Origin of the sequence: Actinophytocola xanthii (genome assembly GCF_001921205.1) — a bacterium.
Classification (GTDB): Bacteria; Actinomycetota; Actinomycetes; order Mycobacteriales; family Pseudonocardiaceae; genus Actinophytocola; species Actinophytocola xanthii.
This window is the reverse complement of record NZ_MSIE01000060.1, coordinates 39,638-61,597: the sequence shown is the minus strand read 5'-3', so window position 1 is coordinate 61,597 and position 21,960 is coordinate 39,638. Positions and strand designations below refer to the sequence as shown.

The following is a 21,960-nucleotide window of genomic DNA, read 5'->3' as shown; positions in this document are numbered from 1 at the left end:
GCACCCACAGTTGCAGCCACCCATGCCGACCTCCGTCGTCGAGGAACTATGTCAACTGACGGTATCCGGATGAACACGCTGCGGTACAACAAAGTTCGCCGAATAGCGGCGTTCGGGTCGCGGTTCGACCGGAGCGGAGAAACAGGGGGAAAGGCGGGGCAACGTCGGCGCATTTCGCTCATCAGCACCCGAACGGCACTCGACCGAGCCACCGAACAGCAACGGAGGTGACCGACTGTTGACCCATCGTCACCGATGGAAGGACCCCCGATGCTCCGCAAAGCCACCGCTGTTCTCTCCGCGGTCGTCGTCCTCGCCACCGCGGTCAGCGGGTTAGCGGCCGGCAACACCACCACCCAGCAGACGGGTGACGATGTGACCGTCGTCGCGGAGGCGATCCTCGCTCCCACCGCCTTCGAGCAGGCCACCACGGCCGCGGCGACCCCTCCCGGCTGCCTGGACACCGCCTACGCCCTCTCGGCCTGGCGCCTGCCCAGCACGTTCAGCTGGTCCTACAACGGTGCCGGCGCGCCCGCCTCGGTGGCCTCGACGGCCCTGACCGCGCTGAAGGCCGGAACCGCGACCGTCTTCACCGCCGCCTACCGCTGCGGCGGCACCACGCCGCTGAAGACCACCCACGTCTACGCCGGCACCACCACGCTCACCGCCCAGGTCTCCGCCCAGGGCACCTGCACCGGCAACGACGGCGTGAGCGTCACCAGCTGGGGCAGCCTCCCCACCACGACCCTCGCCTACACCTGCGTCTACTACCGCACCTCGACCATGACCGTGATCGCCTCGGACATGCTGATCGACAACAAGCTCCACGGCTGGTTCACGACGCTCCCCGCGGGCTGCAGCAACAAGTTCGACCTCCAGGCCGTCGCCGTCCACGAGCGCGGCCACACCGCCGGTCTCGGCCACGTCGACCAGGCCACGCACTCCTCGCAGGTGATGGCGCCCAAGATGCCCTCCTGCAGCACCGTCCACCGCACCCTCGGCGCCGGCGACGTGCGCGGCCTCAAGGTGATGTACGCCGCCTGACCACGGCGTCCCCGGGTTCACCTGGGTTGGGCAGGCTCCCGCGTCTCCTCCTCGACCCAGTCGAGGTATGCGGGGCTCCCACCCACCAGAGGCGTGACGACGACACACGGGGTCTCGTACGGGTGCAGTTCCTCGGTCAGGGCGACGATCTCGGGCACGAGGGTCCGGCGAGTGTGCAGCGCCACCCGAGCCTCCGTCCCGTGCCGGACCGCACCGTCCCACCAGTAGATGGACCGAATCTCCCGGATTATCTGTCCACAAGCGACAAATCGTTCATCGACGAGCTTCTTCGTGAAGCCGGCGAGCCACTCGAAACTCGGGGCGGTGACCACGATCTCGCAGCACCCCTCGCCCGCGAGGTCGGACGGATACCAGGGCACGGGGTCCACCACCGGGTCGGCGTTCCCGGGTACCTCCGGTAACGACAGCGCGAAGAACCGGTCGGCGCTGTCGCGAAACAGCAGGACGACGACGCTCGCCGAGAACACGGTGTTCACGAACAGCACCAGGCGCAACGGCAGCGAGTCGGTCAGCGCGCCCCCGTACGGCACCACCGTCAGCACCAGCATGACGAAGCCCCCGCACAGGACCAGCACGGTCAGCGTGATCCGGGCCCAGTTCGCCCCGCGCCGCGCGACGAAGGCGAACGTCACGTACGGCGTGGCCCCCAGCGCGGCGAGCGCGATGCAGAGCATGGTGAAGAACCACGCCGACCCGGTGAGATCGGCCTCGGTGTAGTTCTCGCCGTAGGCGAGGTAGTCCTCCCGCATCCACTCGCGGACGTCCTGCCAGTAGAGCGCGAAGAACACTCCTACCGAGACGATGGACAACCCCGCGCTCGCCAGCACGAGCCAGAACGCCGCGGTCACCGCGGCCGGCCGGGTCGGTGCGCTCGGTGCCGGTTCGGGCTCCGCCGGCGCGGCGTGGGGGAGCCACGGTCCACCCTGTCCCGGTGAGTCCCCTTCGGACGGTGTGCTCACCTCCCGAGCGTAGGGCGCCCGCCGTCGCCCCGAACGGGTGACACCGTCACCTCCGGTCGGCGGCGAGGACCTCGTTGGCGACGTTCTTCTGGTGGTTCACCAGCCGCAGCCAGTCCGCGGCCACGCTCGGGTCGGCGTCCAGGCGGCGTTGCTGGGCCAGGGCCAGGCGGGCGTAGGCGACCTCGAGGTACCCCGTCTCCCGCTTGCACCGCACGTCCGCACGCAGCTCCGGCACCTCCCGCAGGTCCCCGGTCGCCGACAGCCCGTCGAACAGCTCCACCGGGTCCTCGGCGCGGAACCCCGCCGCGCCCATGCACGCCCGCCACCGGCGGGTGGCCGCCCGCAGCTCCTCGTCGGACTCGACGTCGTGGCGGGCGTCCTCGGCGGCCTCGAACAGGAGCACCTTGAGCAGCATCCACCGTGGACGGTCCGCGCCCAGCAGGCGTGCGGCGGCCTCGGCGACGCACCCGTGCGCCGGACCGGACACCCGCAGCCGCGCACCGCGCACCGCGACGCGCCGATCCGGCGGGCCGTAGAGCGCGTGCAGGTAGTCGTCGTTCCGCGCGACCTCCTGGGGTGGCGCGGGTTCGGTGACCGGCGCCAGCTGCTCGATGCTCTCCGGGCCGAACGGCTGCTGCGGATCCGGCTCGGCCAGCTCCCCGCCGGCGCGGGCGGTGGCCGACTCGTACGCCAGCCCGGCGCGGGCCATGCACTCGGTCACCAACCGGTCGTTGGCGACCGCGATCCGCCGTTGGCCGGGCAGGTCGTGCTCGTAGAGGGCGAAGACGGGTGGCACGCCGGTGGCTCGCGACGGGTCCGGCCGCCGGGCGGCGTCGCCGGAGACGAGCAGGGCAGCGGTTGCCGCCGCCGACGCCAGCAGCGTCGCGACCGCGAACGTGAAGCGGGCCCGGGGGCCCGGCGACCGCTGGTCGCCGGGGCCCTCGGGAGTGCCGTCGGTCAGTTGAAGCATGGGATCGTCGTGGTTCCGCGCAGGCGCAGCGAGCTCGCCTCGTCCCGCTGGGCGACACCGTTGCCGTCGACCAGGTCGTCGGTGAGCTCGGTGTACTCCACGGCCCCGCCAGGGTTCACGCAGAACACCAGGCCCCCGCCGTAGCTGATGTCGTAGTAGTAGTGGCTCTCGTACCCCCCGGTGGAGGAGTTGCTGGCCGACCAGATGTTGTCGTTGACGACCTCGCCGTTGGTGAGCAGGTCGTCGGTGAAGTTGACGTCGCTGTTGAAGTAGTCGTGCGACGCGCTGCCGAGCGCGGACCAGAACACGCAGTGGTAGCCCGACGAGCAGTACGGCCCCTTCGGCGCGGCCGGGATCGGCTTGTCCACGCCGGGTGCCGGTGCGGCCGACGCCGGTGCGGCCAGCAGCGCGACGCTCGACGCGGCGACCGCCACGGTGATACCGGCCAGCCTGGCGAACAGCTTTCGAGACATGTGACTCCTCCGATGAGGTCGGTTGTGTTGCGCGGGACAAGGTCTAGCGGGGCGAGCGGTTGTGCGGAGCCCTTCGCCGGCACCGCACGCACAAACCCCGCACAACGCGCGGGGGACCGGTTCCGTAGAAGTTCCTGTGATCCAGGGCGACGAGGTTGTGCACGACGACGAGGGCGGGAAGACTCCGAGGTCGGGCTTTCACTTGGGGGAGTGATTCCGATGTCCCGTCCTGAACGCGCCATCGATCCCGACGCGGGGGTCGTCCAACGGTTCGCCTTCGAGCTGCGCAGGCTGCGCCACGCCGCGGGGAGCCCCGGCTACCGGGAGCTGGCCAAGCGCGCCCACTACGCGCCGACGACCCTGGCCCAGGCCGCGCGCGGCGACCGGCTGCCGAGCCTCGCCGTGACGCTGGCCTACGTCCGTGCCTGCGGTGGTGACGAAACGGGCTGGATGGCCCGCTGGTCCTCGGTCATGCGCGTCCTGGCGGCGGACACCGACGCGAGCACCCGGCGTGCGGCGCCCTATCCGGGCGGCGCCTCGCTGGACGCCGGCGACGGCGCGGTGCTGTTCGGCCGGGCCCCGCTGGTGTGCGAGCTGCTGCGCCTGGTCGACGAGCACACGCTGGTGGCCGTGAGCGGACCGTCCGGGTCCGGCGTCTCCTCGCTGCTGCGGGCCGGGTTGCTCCCGGGGACCGGCCTGCGGGCCGTGGTGCTCACGCCGGGGACGGTTCCGCCGCGGGAGTGCGCGGCGCGCACCCGGGCGCTGACCAGCCGCCGCGGTGAGGATCCCCGGCTCCTGCTGGTCGTCGACCAGTTCGAGCGGGTCCTCGCCGGCCAGGGCGACCCCGCAGAGCGGGGTGAGCTCGTCGCGGCGCTGCGCGACGCGGCCCAGGCCGGCGTTCGGGTGGTCCTCGGCGTCCGCGCCGACGCGTTGGCGGGCTGTGTCGCGGAGGTCGCGCCCTCCGCGCGGCTCGCGGTGGTGCCGATGACGCCCGACGAGCTCGGTGCGGCGATCACCCAACCGGCGGCCCGCAGCGGGTACCACGTGGAGACGGCGCTCGCCGTGCGGCTGGTGGCCGAGACCGTCGACCAGCCCGGCGGCCTGGCCTGGCTGGCGGCGGCCCTGGCCAGGGCCTGGGAGCTGCGGTCGGGGACGACGCTGTCGCTGGCCGCCTACGAGACCGGCGGCGGGATCGCCGCGCTCGTCGCGGAGACCGCGGAGAACACGTACCGGGGCATGGACGCCCGGCACCAGTCGGCCGCCAGGGACCTGCTCCTGCGGTTGGTGGCGCCCGGGGAGGCGGGTGTGCCGGCCCGCCGCCGGGTCCAGCTCGACGAGCTGGACGAGGACGACCCGGCGGTCCGCACGGCGCTGGAGCGCCTGACGGCGGCCCGGCTCGTGACGGTCGGCGAGACCACCGTCGAGCTGGCGCACGACGCCGTCCTCACCGGCTGGCCCCGGTTCGGTGCCTGGCTCGACCAGGCCCGGCAGAGCCTGTTCGTACGGAGCGGGCTCGCCGAGGCCAGCAACGCCTGGGTCGCGCTGGGCCGGGATCCCGACCTGCTGTACCGCGGCGCACGCCTGACGGTCGCTCTGGAGCACGCCGGGATCGGGGGATCGGCGCTGAACCAGCGGGAGCGCGCGTTCCTCGACGCCAGCCACGCGACCGAGCTTGCCGTCGCCGGCAGGCTCGCCAGGATGCGCCGTCTCGTGGTGGTGCTGATGGTGGCCGTGCTCGTCCTCACCGTGATCGTCCTCACCGTGTTCGCCGCCCAGCGGGCCACGGGCTCCGGACGAGCGGCGGAACTGTCGGTGCCCGAAGCTACGGTCGCGGCATGACGATGGTGATCGAGCTCGCCCGGTTCACGGTCCACCCCGGAGCCGAGGAGAAGCTGTTGGCCGAGCGGCCGGCGATGATCGAGGCGCTGCGACGGCGGTTCCCCGCCTGCCTCGCCGCGTTCCTGACCCAGGAGGAGGACGGCAGCTGGCTGGACGTGCTCGTCTGGCGCGGCCACGCCGAGGCGGAGGAGGCGGCGCGGCTCGTGAACACCGTTCCTGAATGCCGGGAGTGGTTTCGCCACATCGAGGAGTCCGGCGGTCTGCGGCACGTTGTGGTGAAGGACTCCTGGGTAGGTGGGTTGACCTAGCCCGCCGTCGTCCCTCGATCGGGTGACGTTGTCCGTGGTGCCCGTCATGGTCCCTTCTGGACCGCGATGTTCTTGGGCATCACTGGGGGAGGACATGCGATCACGAGTGACTCGAGCGCGCCTCCCATTCGAGGAAGGGGCATGGGCGTGCGATTGAGAAGGAACCTGCTGACCTCGCTCGCCGTCGCGGCGGTCGCGATGGCGGTCGGCACGACGCTGGCACAGGCCGAAGGCAAACCCGACGGGAACGGGAGGTCGGCCACGCAGCGCGCGGTCCCGGCCGACCAGGCCTCGGGCAGATCCGCTCTCGCGGTCAGCGCCGAGGTCAGCCGGGCGTCGGCCAGCATCCAGAAGAGAATCGCGGACCACGTTCGCGACAACGGAACCCGCTACACCTTCGGTGCCTACGCCGACGCGGTCAGCGGCAAGGTCGTCGTCGAGACCGACGCCCCGGCCGAGGTGGTCTCGTCGCTGGTCGGCCCGCACCGGGGGATGGTCGAGGTCCGCCGCCAGGCCGTCACCGACAACTTCAGCCGCCGCGACGACGTGCCGGCCTACTGGGGTGGTGCCGGGATCACCGACACCCCCGGGTTGCCCCACTGCAGTGCCGGCTACACGGTGCAGAACTCGTCCGGCGCGCGGTTCATGGTGACCGCCGGGCACTGCTTCGGCAACGGGACCAACGCGTTCACCGAGCTCGGTGGCCGCTACTTCGGAACCGCGTTCGGCAACGGGCTGCCGAGCCAGGACATGGTGCTGCTGGGCGGCGAGTCCTACGGCTCGTTCATCTACGTCGGCGGCGTCAACAGCTCGACCGGCCACCACGTCGCCTCCGCGGGGAACCCGGTCGTGGGCTTCACCAACTACTGCCACAGCGGCCGGACCACCGGTGAACACTGTGGACACACCGTGAACAGCGTCAACGGCATCGTGTGCACCTCGAGCGGCTGCAAGTCGCCGGTGATGGTGTGGACCGGCGGAGTCCTCACCCAGGGCGGCGACTCCGGCTCACCGGTGTACGCCCTGAGCGTGAGCGGCACCGACAAGCACATCCGCGGGCACAACATCGCCGCGAGCGGCAACACCCGCTACGCCGAGCTGTGGAGCCGGGTCCAGGCCAGGTTCGGTGTCTCCATCGTGACCTGACCAGCCGGTGCGGCCGGAGGGCGCGTGACGCCCCCCGGCCGCACCCAGCCGAGTTCAGCCCACCTCGAGCGGCCAGGGTCCCCCGACGACCACCGCCTGCCCGTCCCCGCTATTGACCACCACCACGGCGAACACCTCGTAGCGCCCCGCGGGCAGAGCCTCGCCCGTGGCACAGTGCCGAAGGGACCCCGCCGCGGGGAACACCTGGCGCTCGCCCGGCCCGAGACGGATCATCCGACCGACCAGGTCCTGGGCGAGCGGCACGGCCACGACCTCGCCGCCCGCGGTCACGTACACCTCGGCCGCCGGCGTCGTCACCCCCGCGACCGTGCGGTCCGTACTGGCGACCGTCACCGTGCCCGCGAACAGCCCGTCCCCGCTCCGGTCGGCCCGCGCGGGGAACTCCCCGGTCATCGACAGTCCACTCGCACCGGACAACTCGTCGATCCGGTCTCCACAACCAGGAAGCGACACCTGTTCCCTCCCGAAGTACGCCCTAGGCTGCCGGCGGACCGGTCAGGCAGTGCTGGACGACCGGACCGAACCTGGCGACCAGCTCCTCGACGGGGGCGGAGGCGATCGGCTCGATGCGGACGATGTAGCGCGCCACGGTCAGCCCGAGGAGCTGCACGTTCACCATCCCCGCCCGCACCTCCGCGTCCGGCGTGTCGAGCAGCGCGGTCAACCGCGCGGTGATCTCCCGGGCGATGAACTCGCGGAGCAGTGCCTGGGACTGGTCGTGGGTCGGGGCCGATCTCGTCAAGGTCGCGAGTGGACTTCGGTCGGACCTGTCCATGTTCTCCACCAGCGTCCGGACCAGGCGCTCCCCGACGCCGGCCAGACCTCCCTCGAAGACAGCCTCGATGGCCGGTGGCACGTGCGGCGGCATCTCGAGGGCGGCGCTGAACAGGCCCTGCTTCGTGCCGAAGAAGTAGAACACCATCGCCGGGTCGACACCGGCCTCGGTGGCGACCGCGCGCACGGTCGTCCCGCCGAACCCGTGCTGGCGGAACAGCGCCCGGGCGGTCTCCAGGATCCGCTGCCTGCTCTCCGCACCGGACCGCCAACGCCCGGGGCGACCGGCCGTACTCCGCTCTGCCATGACCGGAACAGTCTAGCCCAGGTTTCTTCATCGAACGGTGGAGTTTGATACGGTGAACTTCATCAACTGATGAAGAAAGGTGTCCGGATGAGGGTGATCGTGGTGGGGGCCGGCCTCGGGGGGCTGACGCTGGCCCAGGGCCTGCGCCGGGTCGGTGTCGACGTCGTCGTGTACGAGCGGGACGGGGCACGGGGGCGCCCGCAGGGGGTGAGCCTGCACCTCGACGACCGGGCAACGGCGGCGCTGCGGGCATGTCTGCCACCGGGGCACCTCGCGATGGTGGAAGCGACCATGGGGCGCCCGCGCGAGCGCACCCTGCTCCTGTCCGAAGTCGACGGCAGGCCGGCGGTGGTCGGCGAGCGCGCCTACGACGGCACGGCCGGCGCCCGGCCCGGCCGCCAGGCCCACCGGCCGCTGCTGCGGGCGGTGTTGCTGACCGGGCTCGAGGACGCCGTGCGCTTCGGCACCGAGCTCACCCGGTTCGAGCACCGGCCCGACGGCACGGTCCGGGCGTGGTTCGCCGACGGCGGCACGGACACCGCCGACGTGCTGGTCGGCGCGGACGGGATCGGCTCGGTCGTCCGCGGCCAGTACCTGCCGGCGGTACGCGTCCACGACACCGGCCGGCGCATGCTGATGGGAGCGACCCCGCTGCGCCTCGCGGCCGGCACCGGGCTCCCGGACCTGATCGGGGACAGCGCCACCAGTGCGCGCCTGGGCGACACGACGATGGCCCTGGGCGTGCTGCGGTACACCGAACCACCCGCTGCCGCACGCGACCGGTGGCTGCCCGCGCTGGCCCCGCGCGCCGTGGCGGGGCTCGAGGACTACGTGATGTGGGCACTGCCCCATGCGCCCGGTCACCCCGACCCGACCGTCGACCCGCACCCGACGGTGCGACACCTGCTGGACCAGGCGTGGCCGGCCATGACGGCCACGCTCCGGATCGGGGTGATCCCACCGCCGCCGCCCTGGTCGCCCGGTCCGGTGACCCTCCTCGGCGACGCGATCCACCTGGCGCCGGGCTTCGGTGCCAACCTGGCGATGCGCGACGCACACCGCCTGCGGGACGCGCTGGTCGATGTCGCCGGCGGGCGGCGCGGGTTGACCGCCGCGATCGGCGCCTACGAGGACGCGATGCGCCGGGAGCACCTGGACACCGCCGCGACCGCGGGGGCGCGCCCGTGAACGTGCTGACCCGCACCTCGCTGTCGGTGTTCGCCGCGGTGGGCGGGTGGCGCACGGTCGCCGAGGGCGTCACGTCGCGGGCGCTGTTCCTCATCGCCTACCTGGTGACCGGCCAGGTGCCGACGGCGGCTCTGGTCGCGGTCGGCGGCGTGCTCGTGCTGGCGGTCCTCCGGCTCCGCACCGACCGGAAGTACTGGCAGGCCGGTGCCGCGCTGCTGGTCGTCGGGGCGTCCGCGGCGCTCGCCGTCAGCACCGGGAACGCGGTGGACTACTACCTCCCGGTCATGCTGCTCAACATCGCCGGTGCCGCGGTGCTGCTGGGCTCCATGCTGGTCGGCTGGCCGGTGGTCGGGCTCGTGGTCGCGACCGCGCGCGGGGAGCGGCGGGTCTGGCGACGAGACCGGGTGCGCCGCCGGCGCTACCAACTGTGCACCGCCCTGCTGCTGGCGAAGAACGTCGTCGCCGCGGCGGTGCTGGTCCCGCTCTACCTCGCCGGCCAGGTGACCCCGCTCGGCATCGCGAGCACCGTGCTCGGCGCGCCGGCGACCGGTGGGTGCTTCTACCTGTGCTGGCGGATGCTGCGCGACCACCCCGCGGGCGGCACGTCCTGACCCGCGGGCGTCACCGCCGCGCGGCGCGGACGTGCAGGCCGTCGAGGACGAGGTGGGTGTGTCTGCGCCAGGCGTCCGGGCTTTCCGCGGTGTGCCGCACGACCTGACCGAGGGCCAGGACCAGCAGGCTCACGTCGGCCGCCGACACCTCCGGTCGCAGCGTGCCCTGCTGGTGCGCGCGCCGGACCAGGCCGTCGAGCTCCGCCCGCAGGTGCGTGTGACAGGCCTCGAACGCCGCCGGCGCCGCGGCCGGTGCCATGACGCCATCCAGGACGGCGCGGTGCCGCGCCATGGTGGCCAGCGTCTGTTCGACGAAGGCGCACAGCCCACTCCAGGCGTCTTCCTCGGCCGCCGCGCGCCGGGTGAGCGCCCACCACTCGGCGAGGTCGTCCGCGACCGCCGCCCGAACGAGGTCGTCCTTGGTGGGGAAGTGCCGGTACAGCGTCGCCACGCCGACGCCCGCCAGCGTGGCGATCTCCCGCACGTCGGTCGCCAGTCCTCGCGTGCTGAACAGGTCCCTGGCGGCGGCGAGCACCTGGTCGTGGTTGCGCGCGGCGTCCCAGCGCTGCCGTCGAGACCCGGTGGACACCCGGCGATCCTACCTTGTTCCGGATCATTCGTTCCGGATACGCTTAAGCGGAACGACTGATCCGGAACAGGTGGGAGAGCTCGTGACGACGGTGGTGATCTCCGGCGGTACCGACGGCATCGGCCGGGCACTGGCCCTGGACCAGCTCCGACGAGGTGCCACGGTCGTCGTGGTCGGGCGGGACGGGAGCAAGTTCGACTCGCTCGTGCGGGAGGCGGGCGAGGGCGGCACGCCGCACTTCGTCGCCGCCGACCTTCGCCTGGTGGCCGAGAACAGGCGCGTCACGGCCGAGATCGCCGAACGGTTCCCGGTCATCGACGCGCTGGTCCTCGCCGCCGCCTACGTGCACCGCGAACGGGTGGTCACCGAGGAGGGGTTCGAGCACACCTTCGCCCTCTACTACCTGAGCCGCCATCTGCTGGCCACCGGGCTGAGCCGCTCGCTCGCCGCCGCGCCCACCCCGTTGGTCCTCGACACCACCGTCCCCGGCGCCCCGGCGGCCGCCGTCCGCTGGGAGGACCTCCAACTCGCCGAGGGGTTCAGCTGGCGGGCGGCGAACCTGCAGAGCCGGCGGATGGGTTTCCTGTCCGGCCTGCGCATCGGCGGCGACCACGTGCGCTACGTGCTGTTCAACCCCGGGTTCGTCCGGTCCAGCCACCAGGGCGCCCTGGGCCGGCCCGCGCGGGCCGTGGTGCGCCTGCTCGCCCGGGTACTCGGCAGCCCGCCCGACAGGGCCGTCGCACCGATGGCCGAGCTCATCGCCGCGCCACCCGAGGAGCCGTTCACCCTGTACGCCCGCGGCACCCGCCTGCCACTCGCGGTCGGTGAGGACGACCACGCCGACGCCGCACGACTGCACCTGCTGACGCGGCGGCTCCTCTCCGCTGGACCGGCGTCCTGACGCCCTATCCACTGTGGAACCGACGGTTACGCGATTTTGTTACCTGAGTTCGTTGTGGCAGGTCAGGACCGATGTAACCGGCCGGATACAGACGCGCCGCACTTGCCAGGTAGGTCAACTTTACGAAACGGTGGGTGCGAATGGACGAAGAGTGACGAGGGCGGACGCGTTCGTCGTCGGGGGGAGGTGGCCGGAGGTGACCCTCTGGGAGTTCGTCGTCGACCGTTGGCCCCGGCTGGCCGTCGAGGCCTACCAGCACGCCAGCGTGGTGATCCAGTGCACGCTGGTGGCCGCGGTGATCGGCGTCCTGGTGGGAGTCGCGGTCTACCGGAGCCCGATCGGCTCGATCGCGGCCACCGCGTTGGCCAGCATGGTCCTGACCATCCCGTCGTTCGCGTTGCTCGGCCTGCTGATCCCGTTGGTGGGCCTGGGCGTGGCGCCGACGGTGACCGCGCTCGTGCTCTACGCGCTGCTGCCGATCGTGCGCAACACGATCGTCGGCCTCGGCGGCGTCGACCCGGCGGTCACCGACGCGGCCCGGGGCATCGGAATGAACCGGGTGGCGGTGCTGGGCAGGGTGGAGCTGCGGCTCGCGTGGCCGGCGATCCTCGCCGGAATGCGCGTCAGCACGCAGATGCTGATGGGCATCGCCGCGATCGCCGCCTACGCCAAAGGCCCCGGGCTCGGCACCGAGATCTTCTCCGGGCTGAACCGGGCCGGTGCGGCCAACGCCACCAACCAGGCGCTGGCCGGCACGATCGGCATCGTGGTGATGGCGCTGGCCATCGACGCGCTCTACCTGATCATCGCTCGCCTCACCACCTCGAGGGGGATTCGTGGCTGAACAGTCCGTCGGCATCGAGCTCGACGAGGTGACCAAGCGCTATCCGGGGCAACAGGATCCCGCGGTGGACCGCTTCACGATGACCATCAACCCAGGGGAGACGACAGTCTTCGTGGGACCGTCCGGTTGCGGCAAGACCACCACGATGCGGATGATCAACCGCCTGATCGAGCCGACCAGCGGCCGGATCACCATCGGCGGCCGGGACGCGTTGAGCCTGGACCCGGACGAGCTGCGCCGCGGGATCGGCTACGCGATCCAGCAGGCCGGTCTCTTCCCGCACTTCACCGTGGCGCAGAACGTCGGCATGGTGCCGGGGCTGCTCGGCTGGTCGCGGCAGCGGACCGCCGCCCGCGTCGAGGAGATGCTCGAGCTGGTCGGCCTCGAGCCCGGCCGGTTCCGCGACCGCTACCCCCGGCAGCTCTCCGGCGGCCAGCAGCAACGGGTCGGCGTGGCACGGGCGCTCGCCGCGGACCCGCCGGTGCTGCTGATGGACGAGCCGTTCGGCGCCGTCGACCCGATCACGCGCGGCAACCTGCAGGACGAGCTGATGCGGTTGCAGGCGGAGCTGCGCAAGACGATCGTGTTCGTCACCCACGACTTCGACGAGGCGGTCAAGCTCGGCGACCGGATCGCGGTTCTCGGCGACCGGTCGCGGATCCTTCAGTACGACACGCCCGAGGCGATCCTGGCCAACCCGGCCGACGACACCGTCGCCGGGTTCGTCGGCGCCGGGGCCTCGCTCAAGCAGCTGACCCTGTTGCGGGTGCGGGACATCGAGATGGCCGAGGCCGTGATCGCCGCCGAGGACGAGAGCCCGGCCGAGGTGCGGCGCCGGCTCGAGACCCAGAGCCGCAAGTACGCGCTGGTGCTGGACGGCCAGCGCCGCCCGCTGCGCTGGGTGCACCACCGTCAGCTCGGCGGCGACTCGCTCGACGGAATCGGGAACCCGGTCGGCGACTCGGTGAGCGAGCGGTCGACCCTGCAGGACGCGTTGGAGGCGATCCTCACCGAGGGCGGTGACGCGGTGGTCACCGGGTCGCGCGGTGAGTACGTGGGCACGGTCCAGCTGGACACCGTGGTGGCCAAGATCCGGGAGCTGCGTGAGGAACACGCCTCATGACCGCGACCGACCCGGTTCTCACCGTCGACTCCGGCTCCCGTCGTGCGGAGCTGGTCCGGTTGTTCCTGCAGCCGATCGCGGCGCTGCTGCTGGTGGCCGCGGTGCTGCTGTGGGCGTTCAACACCGAGCTGGACGCGATCGAGGTGGTAACGCTCAACGCGTCCACCCTGCTCAAGGCGACCTGGGAGCACGTGCTGATCACGATCGCGGTGACGGTGCTCGTCGTCGTCGTGGCGATCCCGCTCGGCATCGTCCTCACCAGACCGTGGGCGAAGGCCGTCGTACCGGTGTTCCTCGGCATCGCCACGATCGGCCAGGCCGCACCGGCGATCGGCGTCATCGTGCTCTACTTCCTGTTCACCGAACAGGAAGGCCTCTGGGCGGCCGCGATTCCGCTGGCGTTCGTGTCCCTGCTCCCGGTGCTGCGCAACACGATGGTGGGCATCCAGCAGGTCGATCCATCTCTTGTGGACGCCGGTCGCGGGATCGGTCTCTCCGCGTTCGGGGTGCTGCGCCGGGTGGAGCTGCCGCTCGCCGTGCCGCTGATCCTGGCCGGGCTGCGGACCTCGCTCGTGCTGGCGGTCGGCACCGCGACGCTGGCGTTGTTCGTCAACGGCGGCGGTCTCGGGTTCATCATCGACACCGGCTACCGGGTGGCCCGCACGACGGTGCTGCTGACCGGTGCGACGCTCACCGTCGGACTGGCGTTGCTGGTCGACTGGCTGGGTGCGTTGGCCGAACGCTATCTCGGACCGAAGGGGTTGCGATGAGGCGCCTGGCCGGTTTCCTCGCCAGTACGTCGCTGCTGCTGAGCGGCTGCGGCCTCGCCGCGGGGTACTCCCTGCCGTTCGAGGTGGGTCCGGGGTCGATCCGGCCGGTGCCGGAGCTGGCCGGTGTGGACATCAAGGTGGGGTCGAAGAACTTCACCGAGCAGATCCTGCTCGGCTACATCGCCCAGGTCGCCCTGGAGGCGGCCGGTGCCGACGTCGAGGACCTGACCAACATCCAGGGCTCGCCCAGCGTGCGGCAGGCACTGGAGGTCGGGGACGTCGACCTGTACTGGGAGTACACCGGCACGAGCTGGATCAACTTCCAGCAGCAGACCGAGCCGATCCGCGACGAGCAGGGCCAGTACGACGCGGTGAAGAAGGCCGACGCGGAGCGCTTCGGCATCGCGTGGCTGGACTACTCGCCGGTTAACGACAAGTACGCGCTGGCCACGACCCGCGAGTTCGCCGACCGGCACGGCCTGCGGACGATGTCGGACATGGTGGCGTTGCTGAAGAAGGACCCGTCGCTGGGAACGTTCTGCATGGAGTCGGAGTTCATCAGCCGCCAGGACGGGCTGCTGGGCGCGGAGCAGACCTACGGCTTCGACGTCCCCGACGCCAGCATCAAGACCTTCGGTGTCGGGGCCATCTACGCCACCCTGGCCGCGGGTCGCACCTGCAACTTCGGCGAGGTCTTCACCACCGACGGCCGCGTGCTCACCCTCGACCTGGCCGTGCTCGAGGACGACAAGAAGACCTTCCCCCAGTACAACGCCGCGGTGACCGTGCGCACCGAGTTCCTGGAGCGCTACCCGCAGCTCGCCGACGTCCTGGACCCGGTCTCGGCGAAGCTGAACAACGACGTGATCCTCGAGCTGTCGGTCAGGATCGACGGCGACGGGGACGACCCCGCTGTCGTCGCCCGTGACTGGCTGGTAGAACAGGGTTTCGTGACCAACCCCGAGTGAGACGCCACCACCGGTGGCGAGTCCGGGAGGCGGCCGTGCACCACAACGACGCGGTGCGTGCACAGTTCCGCCTGCAGGCGCACACCTTCACCGACACCGGCTTCGCGGCGGCGGGCCTGGACTGGATCCTCGCCGAGCTCGAGCCGTCCCCGACCGACCTGGTGCTCGACGTGGCCGCGGGTGCCGCGCACCTCGGCCGGGCACTCGCCCCGCACGTGGCACACGTCCTCGCGCTCGACCTGACGCCGGAGATGCTGGCCCAGGGCCGCCGCCTGGCTGGCGACGCGAACGTCACCTTCCTGCGGGGCGACGCGACGGCGCTGCCCTGCCGCGACGCGCTGTTCGACCTCACCGTGTGCCGCCTCGCCCTGCACCAGGTCGCCGACCCGGCGGGCGTGGTCCGGGAGATGGTCCGGGTGACCGCCGGCCGGGTCGCCGTGGTCGACCTGACCGCCGACGATGACCCCGCGGTGGCCGAGGAGGCCAACAGCATCGAACGCCTCCGTGACCCCAGCCACGGCACGACGCTCACCCTCGCCCAGATCCACACGCTGCTCCGCGGCGCCGGCGCCGAGGTGGTCTCGTCCTCGGCGCACGACCAGCCCGTGGACCTCGAGGACTGGCTCGAGCGCACCGCCACGCCACCCGGCACGCGGGAGCGGATCCGCGCACGGTTCGCCGAGGAGCTGCGCGGCGGCCCGCCGACCGGGATGCGTCCTCGCCCCGACGGGACGTTCGTCCACACCTGGACGATGACGGTGGCGACGACGGTGGCCGGGACCGTACCGGAGCCCTGGCCGCGTCGCCGCTGACACCCCGGCACCGTCACGGGGGCGTCGCCCCGGCCCCCGTGCCGCGGACCGCCGCCAGCACCAGCTCGACCGGGTGGTGGGCGCGTCGCGCCGTGCCGTGGGCGATCTGCTGCCGGCAGGAGACGCCGGTCGCCGCGAGGACCGTCGTGTCCGGTTCGGACCGCACCGCGGGGAACAGCCGGTCCTCGCCGATGGTCATCGACACCTCGTAGTGCTCGGCCTCGAAACCGAACGAGCCGGCCATCCCGCAGCAGCCCGCGTCCAGCTCCACGATCTCGGCGCCGGGCAGGCGGGAGAGCAACGCGACGGTCGCCGCCGTACCGACCTCGGCCTTCTGGTGGCAGTGCCCGTGGAACAGGATCCGGTGCCCGGCGGGCCAGGCGTCCTCGGCCAGGCGGAGGGCTCCGTCGTCGATGGCCTCGGTCAGCAGCTCCTCGACCTGACGCACCCGCCCCGCGACGGTCGAAGCCCGCGGGTCGTCGGGCAGCAGCGACAACGCCTCGTCGCGCAGGGTCAGCAGGCAGGACGGCTCGCAGCCGGTGACCGGGCCCTCGGTCGCGGCCAGCCGGTCGGTCAGCGCCGAGGCCTTGGCCCTGGCATCGTCCAGCAACCCCTTCGACAGGCTCGACCGGCCGCAGCAGCCCTCCGAGACCAGCCGCACCCGGTGCCCGGCCAGCTCGAGCAGCTCCACCGCCGCCCGACCGATCGCCGGCTCGGTGAACGTGGTGAACGAGTCGGCCAGCAGGACGACCGGCCCGCGCGGTGCGGCCGAGGGCACCGGGCGGCGGCGGAACCAGCGCACGAGGTTTCGGCGCTCGAAGCGGGGAAGCGGCCGTCGCGCCGTGATGCCGAGGTACCGCTCCATCAGCGGTCGCACCGCGCCGACCCGGTTGGACAGCGGGGCGGTCGCCGAACCGAGCCGGTTCAGGGTGCGGATGCCCCCGAACACGCGGGAGCGCAGCGGCACGCCGTAGCGGTCGTGGCGGTGGGACAGCGCCTCGCTCTTCAGCTTGGCCATGTCCACGCCCAGCGGGCACTCGCTCTTGCACGCCTTGCACATCAGGCACAGGTCCAGCACCTCGTGCAGCCGGTCGTCGCCGAGCGCGGTGCGCGGGTCCGGGGTGGACAGCGCGTGGACGAGCGCGTTGGCCCGGCCGCGGGTGGAGTCCTCCTCGCGGTGGGTGGCCATGTAGGACGGGCACATCGCGCCCGCGGCGTCCTTGCGGCACAGGCCGATGTTCATGCACCGGTCCGCGGCGCCACGCATGCCGCCCACCACCTCGAACGGCAGTCGCGTGTCGAACGGTCGCGCCGCCGGCAGGGCCGGGTCGCGCAGGTTGTCGGTCATCGCAGGCGCGTCGACGATCTTGCCGGGGTTCAGCGTGCCCCGGGGGTCGAACAACTGCTTCACGGCGCGCATGGCCTCGTACAGCTCGTCGCCGAACAGCTCCCGGTTGAACTCGCTGCGGGCCAGCCCGTCGCCGTGCTCGCTCGAGTTGACCCCGCCGTACTCGCCGACCAGATGCTTGATCTCCTCGGCGACGGTGCGCAGCAGCGCCACCCCGCCCGGCTCGGTGAGGTCGATGAACGGGCGGACGTGCAGGCAGCCCACCGAGCAGTGGCCGTAGAAGCCGGCCCGCAGGCCATGTCGCTCGAGGATCGCGGCGAACCGAGCCGTGTACTCCGGCAGGTACTTCGGGTCGACGGCGGTGTCCTCGACGAAGGCCAGCGGTCGGCTGCCGCCCACGCTCGCGGCCATCAGCAGCCCGAGACCGGACTTGCGCACCTTCAGCAGCGCACCCTGCTGGGCCGGGGTGACGGCCTCCAGGGTGTGGTAGCCGTGGCCGTGCCTGCCCCACAACGAGGTCAGCCGCCGCAGCCGGCCGAGCAGCTCGGCCTCGTCGTCGCCGGTGAAGCTGACGAACAGCAGCGCGTCCGGGTCGCCGTGCAGGATCGTGCCGAGCGTGGCGTACTCCGGGCGTACGCGGGACAGGTCCAGGATCGTGCGGTCCATCAGCTCCACCGCGGCCGGCTCGCAGGCCAGCGCGTCCTCGGTCGCCTCGATGGCCGCCCGGGTGGAGGCGAAGTGCCCGACCGCGATCACCGTCCGCCGCGGCTTGTCCACCAGGCCGACCACCGCGCTGGTGGCGACGACGAGCGTGCCCTCGGACCCGACGACGAACTTGGCCAGGTCGAACTCGCGGGCCAGCCGGTCGAGCCGGTACCCGCCGGCCCTGCGCCAGAACGAGGGGAACCCGGTCGCCACGGCGTCCCGGTTGGCCTCGAGCAGCAGGGGCAGCTCGCGGTACAGCCTGCCGAGCAGGCCGTCCGTGGTGGACGGAACAGCACCAGGCCCGAACGTCGCGGTCGAGGCGTCGGAGAGCACCACCTCGAGCTCGCGGACGTGGTCGATGGTCATCCCGTAGCGCACCGAGCCGCTGCCGGCGGAGTTGTTGCCGATCATCCCGCCGATCGTGGCCCGGTTGCTGGTGGAGGTGTCCGGACCGAACATCAGCCCGTGCGCCGCGGCGGCCCGGTTCAGCTGGTCCTGGACGACCCCGGGCTGGACCCGGGCGACCTTCGCCTCGGGGTCCAGCTCGATGATCCGGCTCAGGTGCCGGGACAGGTCGAGCACCAGCCCGGGTCCTACGGTCTGCCCGGCGAGGCTGGTTCCCGCGCCGCGCGGGACCACCGGAACGTCGTACTCGGCGGCGGCCGCTACTGCCGCCGCCACGTCGTCGGCGTCCCGCGGGAACGCAACCCCCAGGGGTGTGATCGCGTACATGCTGGCGTCCCTGGCGTACAGCTGTCGGGTGTAGTCGTCGAACTGGACCTCCCCGGACAGGTCCGCCCGCAGCCGCTCCAACAGGTCCCTGCTCATGCCTCCTCCAGGACCCGCAGGGCGGCGGTGATGCCGCCGCTGTCGATCGGCACGCCTGCCAGCTGGAGTCCCATCTGGACGCCGGACAGGGTGCCGGCCAGCGAGAGGTCGTTGAGGTCGCCGAGATGGCCGATGCGGAACACCCGGCCGGCCAGCCGGCCCAGGCCCGTGCCCAGCGACATGTTGAAGCGGTCCAGGATCAGCTCGCGGAGCTTGTCGGCGTCGTGCCCCTCGGGGACCAGGACCGCGGTGAGCGAGGCGGAGTGCTCACGCTCGTCGAGGCAGAGCACCTCCAGCCCCCAGCCGCGAACAGCCGCCCGGGTGGCCGCGGCGTGGCGACGGTGCCGTTGGAACACCTGGTCGAGCCCTTCCTCGCGCAGCATCGCCACGCTCTCGACCAGCCCGTACAACAGGTTGGTCGGAGGCGTGTACGGAAAGAAGCCGCGCTCGTTCGCGGTCAGGATCGGTCGCCAGTCCCAGTAGGAGCGGGGCAGTGTCGCCGAGTCGGCCGCGCGCAGCGCCTTCTCGCTGACCGCGTTGAACCCGAGCCCGGGCGGGAGCATCAACCCCTTCTGGGAGCAGGAGATCGTGACGTCCACGCCCCACTCGTCGTGCCGGTAGTCGATCGAGCCGAGGGAGGACACGGTATCGACGAGCAGCAGCGCCGGGTGTCCGGTCTCATCGAGCGCCCGCCGCACCTCCGGGACCCGGCTGGTCACGCCGGTTGAGGTCTCGTTGTGCACCACGCACACCGCGCGCACCGAGTGCCCGGTGTCCCGCTCGAGGCGCTCGGCCACCGCGGCCGGGTCGACACCGTGGCGCCAGTCACCCGGCACGAAGTCCACCACCAGGCCGAGCTTCTCCGCGAGCTCCCGCCACAGGGTCGCGAAGTGGCCGGTCTCGAAGGCCAGTACGCGGTCACCGGGGCTGAGCGTGTTGACCAGCGCCGCCTCCCACGCGCCGGTACCCGAGGACGGGTAGACCACCACCGGGCCCGCGGTGCCGAACACGGGCCCGAGCGCGCTCAGCACCTCCCGGGCGAGCTCCGCGAACTCCGGTCCTCTGTGGTCGATGGTCGGCGCGGAAATCGCGCGCAGGACCCGGTCCGGCACATTCGTCGGACCGGGAATTTGCAGGAAATGTCGTCCGGCCGGGTATGGCATCGCCAACTCCTGTCGGTGATCGTGAACTATTGACTGCAATTTGTGTTTCAGGTCATACTTCCTCCGTTCTCGCGAGTCGCCGTTGTCTCTCGGGGAGTCCTATATGGCTGGACAAATAGTCTCGATAGTCGTCCTGGTCCTCATCGTCCTGTTAGCCACCCTGCGTTCCGTGAACATGGGTGCGATCGCATTTCTCGGTGCATTTCTGCTCGGTACGCTCGTATTCGGGGAAAGCGAGGACGACCTGTTCTCCGGCTTCCCCGGTGATCTGTTCGTCGTACTCGTCGGTGTCACGCTGTTGTTCGCCATCGCCAAGGCCAACGGCACCGTGGACTGGCTCATCCACATGGGAGTCCGCGCTGTGCGCGGACGTATCGCGCTCATCCCGTGGGTCATGTTCCTGGTCACCGGACTGCTGACCTCGGTCGGCGCGGTGGTACCGGGTGCGGTGGCGATCATGGCGCCGGTGGGCATGACCTTCGCCGTGCGCCACCGGATCAACCCGATGCTCATGGGGCTGCTCATCATCAACGGCGGCAGCGCCGGCGGCTTCTCGCCGATCGGCGTCTTCGGCGTCATCACCAATGGCGTGGTCGAGCGCAGCGACCTGCCGGGCAACCCGGCCCTGCTGTGGCTGGGCTCCTTCCTGTTCAACGTGCTGCTCAGCCTCGTGGTGTTCGTGCTGTTCGGCGGTCGGGACCTGCTCCACCGGCGGGCGGAGGACGGCACGGACGACTCGGCGCCCGCGCCGGAGGCCGAACCCGAAGTCGACGTCCGGCCGGAGAGCACCGGCGGCGGTGGGGCCGCGACCGCCACCCGGACGGCCCCGGCGGCAGTCGAGGTCACCACGCTCAACGCCCAGCGGGTGGTCACCCTCACCGGCCTGGTCGTGCTGGTGGCCGGCGCACTCGCGTTCGACATCGACGTGGGCCTGCTCGCCCTGAGCATCGCCACGGTCATCTGCGTGCTGTTCCCGCGCGAGACCAAGGCGGGCGTGGCGCAGGTCGCCTGGCCGACCGTGCTGCTGATCTGCGGTGTGGTGACCTACGTGGCGCTGCTCGAACGCCAGGGCACGATCGACATGCTCGGCGACAGCGTCGCCGACATCGGTGTCCCGCTGCTCGCCGCGTTCGTGATCTGCCTGATCGGTGCCGCCGTGTCCGCGTTCGCGTCCACGACGGGGATACTCGGCGCGCTGATCCCGCTCGCCGTGCCGTTCCTGCTGACCGGTCAGGTGGGTGCGGTGGGCCTGATCGTGGCGCTGGCGATCTCCTCGTCGGTGGTCGACTCCTCGCCGTTCTCGACCAGCGGCGCGCTCACCGTGGCGAGCACGCCGGAGGACGTCCGGGACCGGGTGTTCCGCGGCCTGATGATCTGGGGCATGTCCATGATCATCGTCGCGCCGGTGCTGGCCTGGATGATCTTCGTGTTGCCGGGCTGGCTGTAGTCGCGATCTGCCTACACTGGGGGAGTGGGTGAGGGGATGCGCACGGTTCTCGCGGCTTTCCGGGTTCTCGAGGAGGTGGCGTACGCGCAGCCGGCGGGAGTGGGCGAGCTGTCCCGCCGGCTGGGCATGCCGAAAAGCTCCGTCCAGCGGGCGCTGCAGACACTGTGGACCGCCGGGTGGATCTACCCGGACGGCGGGGAGACCACCCGGTGGGTGCTCTCCCCGCACGCCCTCCATATCGGACAGCGCGCGGTCGCCGACATCGGGGTCCGGGACGCGGCCCTGCCGGTGATGCGCGAGCTGCGCCGCGAGACCGGCGAGACGGCGCACCTGATGGTGTTGCGCGGGGACCACGCGGTGCTGATCGACAAGGTGGAGACCGAGCACCCGGTCCGCGCGGTGATCGAGCTCGGCAGCGCGGTGCCGCTGCACGGCTCGTCCAACGGCAAGGCGATCCTGGCCCACCGCACGCCCGAGGAGGTCCGGACAATCCTTGGCGACCGGCTCGAGCGCCACACCGAGCGGACCATCGTGGACTGGGAGGAGTTCCTCGCCGAGCTGGAACGGGTGCGCGAACGGGGTTTCGCCACGAACGTGGGCGAGTGGCGAACCGACATCTCCGCCGTCGCCTCGGCGATCTTCGACCAGAGCGGTGTTGCCTCGGCGAGCCTGTCGGTGTCGGCACCGGGGAGCCGGATGTCCGAGCGGCAGCGCGAGTCCTACGGTGCGCTGGTGCGGCAGGCGGCCAGGCGGATCAGTGCGACGCTCGGCTACCGGCGGCCACCGGGCTCCTGAGGCGTC

Annotated in this window: 22 protein-coding genes; 14 read left to right on the top strand and 8 right to left on the bottom strand. The window is 71.7% G+C overall.

What is annotated here, in order from left to right; all coding sequences use genetic code 11:
- Positions 1-270 precede the first annotated feature (270 nt).
- On the top strand, positions 271-1,044 hold the full coding sequence (locus BU204_RS29045; RefSeq protein ID WP_075128962.1) for a matrixin family metalloprotease: 774 nt from the start codon (positions 271-273) through the stop codon (positions 1,042-1,044).
- 17 nt (positions 1,045-1,061) lie between these two features.
- Here BU204_RS29045 and cutA read toward each other — a convergent pair whose 3' ends face one another.
- Genes cutA through BU204_RS29030 form a run of 3 tightly spaced genes read right to left on the bottom strand, consistent with a single transcriptional unit; the run spans position 1,062 to position 3,467 of the window.
- The gene (gene cutA / locus BU204_RS40930; protein WP_198943030.1) at positions 1,062-2,024 is read right to left on the bottom strand and encodes a divalent-cation tolerance protein CutA; all 963 of its coding nucleotides are present in this window, start codon (positions 2,022-2,024) and stop codon (positions 1,062-1,064) included.
- Positions 2,025-2,070: 46 nt separating this feature from the next.
- On the bottom strand, positions 2,071-2,994 hold the full coding sequence (locus BU204_RS39490; RefSeq protein ID WP_075128961.1) for a hypothetical protein: 924 nt from the start codon (positions 2,992-2,994) through the stop codon (positions 2,071-2,073).
- Complete coding sequence (locus BU204_RS29030; protein WP_075128960.1) at positions 2,982-3,467, bottom strand: hypothetical protein; 486 nt, start codon at positions 3,465-3,467, stop codon at positions 2,982-2,984. The genes BU204_RS39490 and BU204_RS29030 overlap by 13 nt, the downstream gene beginning before the upstream one ends.
- A gap of 219 nt (positions 3,468-3,686) precedes the next feature.
- On the opposite strand from BU204_RS29030, the gene BU204_RS29025 reads away from it, so the two are divergent.
- From BU204_RS29025 to BU204_RS29015, 3 genes are all read left to right on the top strand, one after another.
- Positions 3,687-5,306 (top strand): nSTAND1 domain-containing NTPase, encoded by a 1,620-nt coding sequence (locus BU204_RS29025; protein ID WP_075128959.1) that lies wholly within the window; start codon positions 3,687-3,689, stop codon positions 5,304-5,306.
- Positions 5,303-5,614 carry an antibiotic biosynthesis monooxygenase gene (locus tag BU204_RS29020; RefSeq protein WP_143229824.1) on the top strand — a complete coding sequence of 104 codons (312 nt, stop codon included), beginning with the start codon at positions 5,303-5,305 and terminating at the stop codon, positions 5,612-5,614. The genes BU204_RS29025 and BU204_RS29020 overlap by 4 nt, the downstream gene beginning before the upstream one ends.
- Before the next feature lie 141 nt (positions 5,615-5,755).
- Positions 5,756-6,760, top strand: a complete 1,005-nt coding sequence (locus BU204_RS29015) for a chymotrypsin family serine protease (RefSeq protein ID WP_075128957.1) — start codon at positions 5,756-5,758, stop codon at positions 6,758-6,760.
- Between the two features lie 54 nt (positions 6,761-6,814).
- Here the strand turns inward: BU204_RS29015 and BU204_RS29010 are convergent, their stop codons facing one another.
- Both BU204_RS29010 and BU204_RS29005 read right to left on the bottom strand, forming a co-directional pair.
- Positions 6,815-7,234, bottom strand: a complete 420-nt coding sequence (locus BU204_RS29010; RefSeq protein WP_143229823.1) for a hypothetical protein — start codon at positions 7,232-7,234, stop codon at positions 6,815-6,817.
- A gap of 22 nt (positions 7,235-7,256) precedes the next feature.
- Entirely contained in the window at positions 7,257-7,862 is a 606-nt protein-coding gene (locus BU204_RS29005; protein WP_075128955.1) for a TetR/AcrR family transcriptional regulator, read from the bottom strand.
- An 87-nt stretch (positions 7,863-7,949) separates the two neighbouring features.
- Between BU204_RS29005 and BU204_RS29000 the strand changes: the two genes are divergently transcribed.
- Together BU204_RS29000 and BU204_RS28995 are read left to right on the top strand one after the other, a co-directional pair.
- Positions 7,950-9,050, top strand: coding sequence for an FAD-dependent oxidoreductase (locus BU204_RS29000; protein WP_075128954.1), 1,101 nt, complete (start codon positions 7,950-7,952; stop codon positions 9,048-9,050).
- Positions 9,047-9,661 carry a DUF3159 domain-containing protein gene (locus tag BU204_RS28995; protein ID WP_075128953.1) on the top strand — a complete coding sequence of 205 codons (615 nt, stop codon included), beginning with the start codon at positions 9,047-9,049 and terminating at the stop codon, positions 9,659-9,661. Before BU204_RS29000 ends, BU204_RS28995 begins: the two co-directional genes overlap by 4 nt.
- Positions 9,662-9,671: 10 nt before the next feature.
- On the opposite strand, the gene BU204_RS28990 is transcribed toward BU204_RS28995, so the two are convergent.
- Positions 9,672-10,250: a TetR/AcrR family transcriptional regulator gene (locus BU204_RS28990; RefSeq protein WP_075128952.1), complete on the bottom strand. Its 579-nt coding sequence runs from the start codon at positions 10,248-10,250 to the stop codon at positions 9,672-9,674.
- An 82-nt stretch (positions 10,251-10,332) separates the two neighbouring features.
- Between BU204_RS28990 and BU204_RS28985 the strand changes: the two genes are divergently transcribed.
- From BU204_RS28985 to BU204_RS28960, 6 genes are all read left to right on the top strand, one after another.
- A complete protein-coding gene (locus tag BU204_RS28985; RefSeq protein ID WP_075128973.1) occupies positions 10,333-11,151 on the top strand; it encodes an SDR family NAD(P)-dependent oxidoreductase in 819 nt (272 codons plus the stop codon).
- 196 nt (positions 11,152-11,347) lie between these two features.
- The gene (locus BU204_RS28980) at positions 11,348-11,995 is read left to right on the top strand and encodes an ABC transporter permease (protein ID WP_075128972.1); all 648 of its coding nucleotides are present in this window, start codon (positions 11,348-11,350) and stop codon (positions 11,993-11,995) included.
- Complete coding sequence (locus tag BU204_RS28975) at positions 11,988-13,118, top strand: ABC transporter ATP-binding protein (protein ID WP_075128951.1); 1,131 nt, start codon at positions 11,988-11,990, stop codon at positions 13,116-13,118. The genes BU204_RS28980 and BU204_RS28975 overlap by 8 nt, the downstream gene beginning before the upstream one ends.
- On the top strand, positions 13,115-13,888 hold the full coding sequence (locus tag BU204_RS28970; protein ID WP_075128950.1) for an ABC transporter permease: 774 nt from the start codon (positions 13,115-13,117) through the stop codon (positions 13,886-13,888). Before BU204_RS28975 ends, BU204_RS28970 begins: the two co-directional genes overlap by 4 nt.
- Entirely contained in the window at positions 13,885-14,856 is a 972-nt protein-coding gene (locus BU204_RS28965) for a glycine betaine ABC transporter substrate-binding protein (protein ID WP_075128949.1), read from the top strand. The genes BU204_RS28970 and BU204_RS28965 overlap by 4 nt, the downstream gene beginning before the upstream one ends.
- A gap of 35 nt (positions 14,857-14,891) precedes the next feature.
- Positions 14,892-15,668, top strand: a complete 777-nt coding sequence (locus BU204_RS28960; protein ID WP_075128948.1) for a class I SAM-dependent methyltransferase — start codon at positions 14,892-14,894, stop codon at positions 15,666-15,668.
- 13 nt (positions 15,669-15,681) lie between these two features.
- Here the strand turns inward: BU204_RS28960 and BU204_RS28955 are convergent, their stop codons facing one another.
- Positions 15,682-18,549 (bottom strand): FAD-binding and (Fe-S)-binding domain-containing protein, encoded by a 2,868-nt coding sequence (locus tag BU204_RS28955; RefSeq protein WP_075128947.1) that lies wholly within the window; start codon positions 18,547-18,549, stop codon positions 15,682-15,684.
- Complete coding sequence (locus tag BU204_RS28950; RefSeq protein ID WP_075128946.1) at positions 18,546-19,712, bottom strand: pyridoxal-phosphate-dependent aminotransferase family protein; 1,167 nt, start codon at positions 19,710-19,712, stop codon at positions 18,546-18,548. The genes BU204_RS28955 and BU204_RS28950 overlap by 4 nt, the downstream gene beginning before the upstream one ends.
- Before the next feature lie 103 nt (positions 19,713-19,815).
- On the opposite strand from BU204_RS28950, the gene BU204_RS28945 reads away from it, so the two are divergent.
- Positions 19,816-21,159, top strand: coding sequence for an SLC13 family permease (locus BU204_RS28945; RefSeq protein ID WP_075128945.1), 1,344 nt, complete (start codon positions 19,816-19,818; stop codon positions 21,157-21,159).
- A 24-nt stretch (positions 21,160-21,183) separates the two neighbouring features.
- On the top strand, positions 21,184-21,954 hold the full coding sequence (locus tag BU204_RS28940) for an IclR family transcriptional regulator (protein ID WP_198943029.1): 771 nt from the start codon (positions 21,184-21,186) through the stop codon (positions 21,952-21,954).
- The last annotated feature ends 6 nt before the right edge of the window (positions 21,955-21,960 follow it).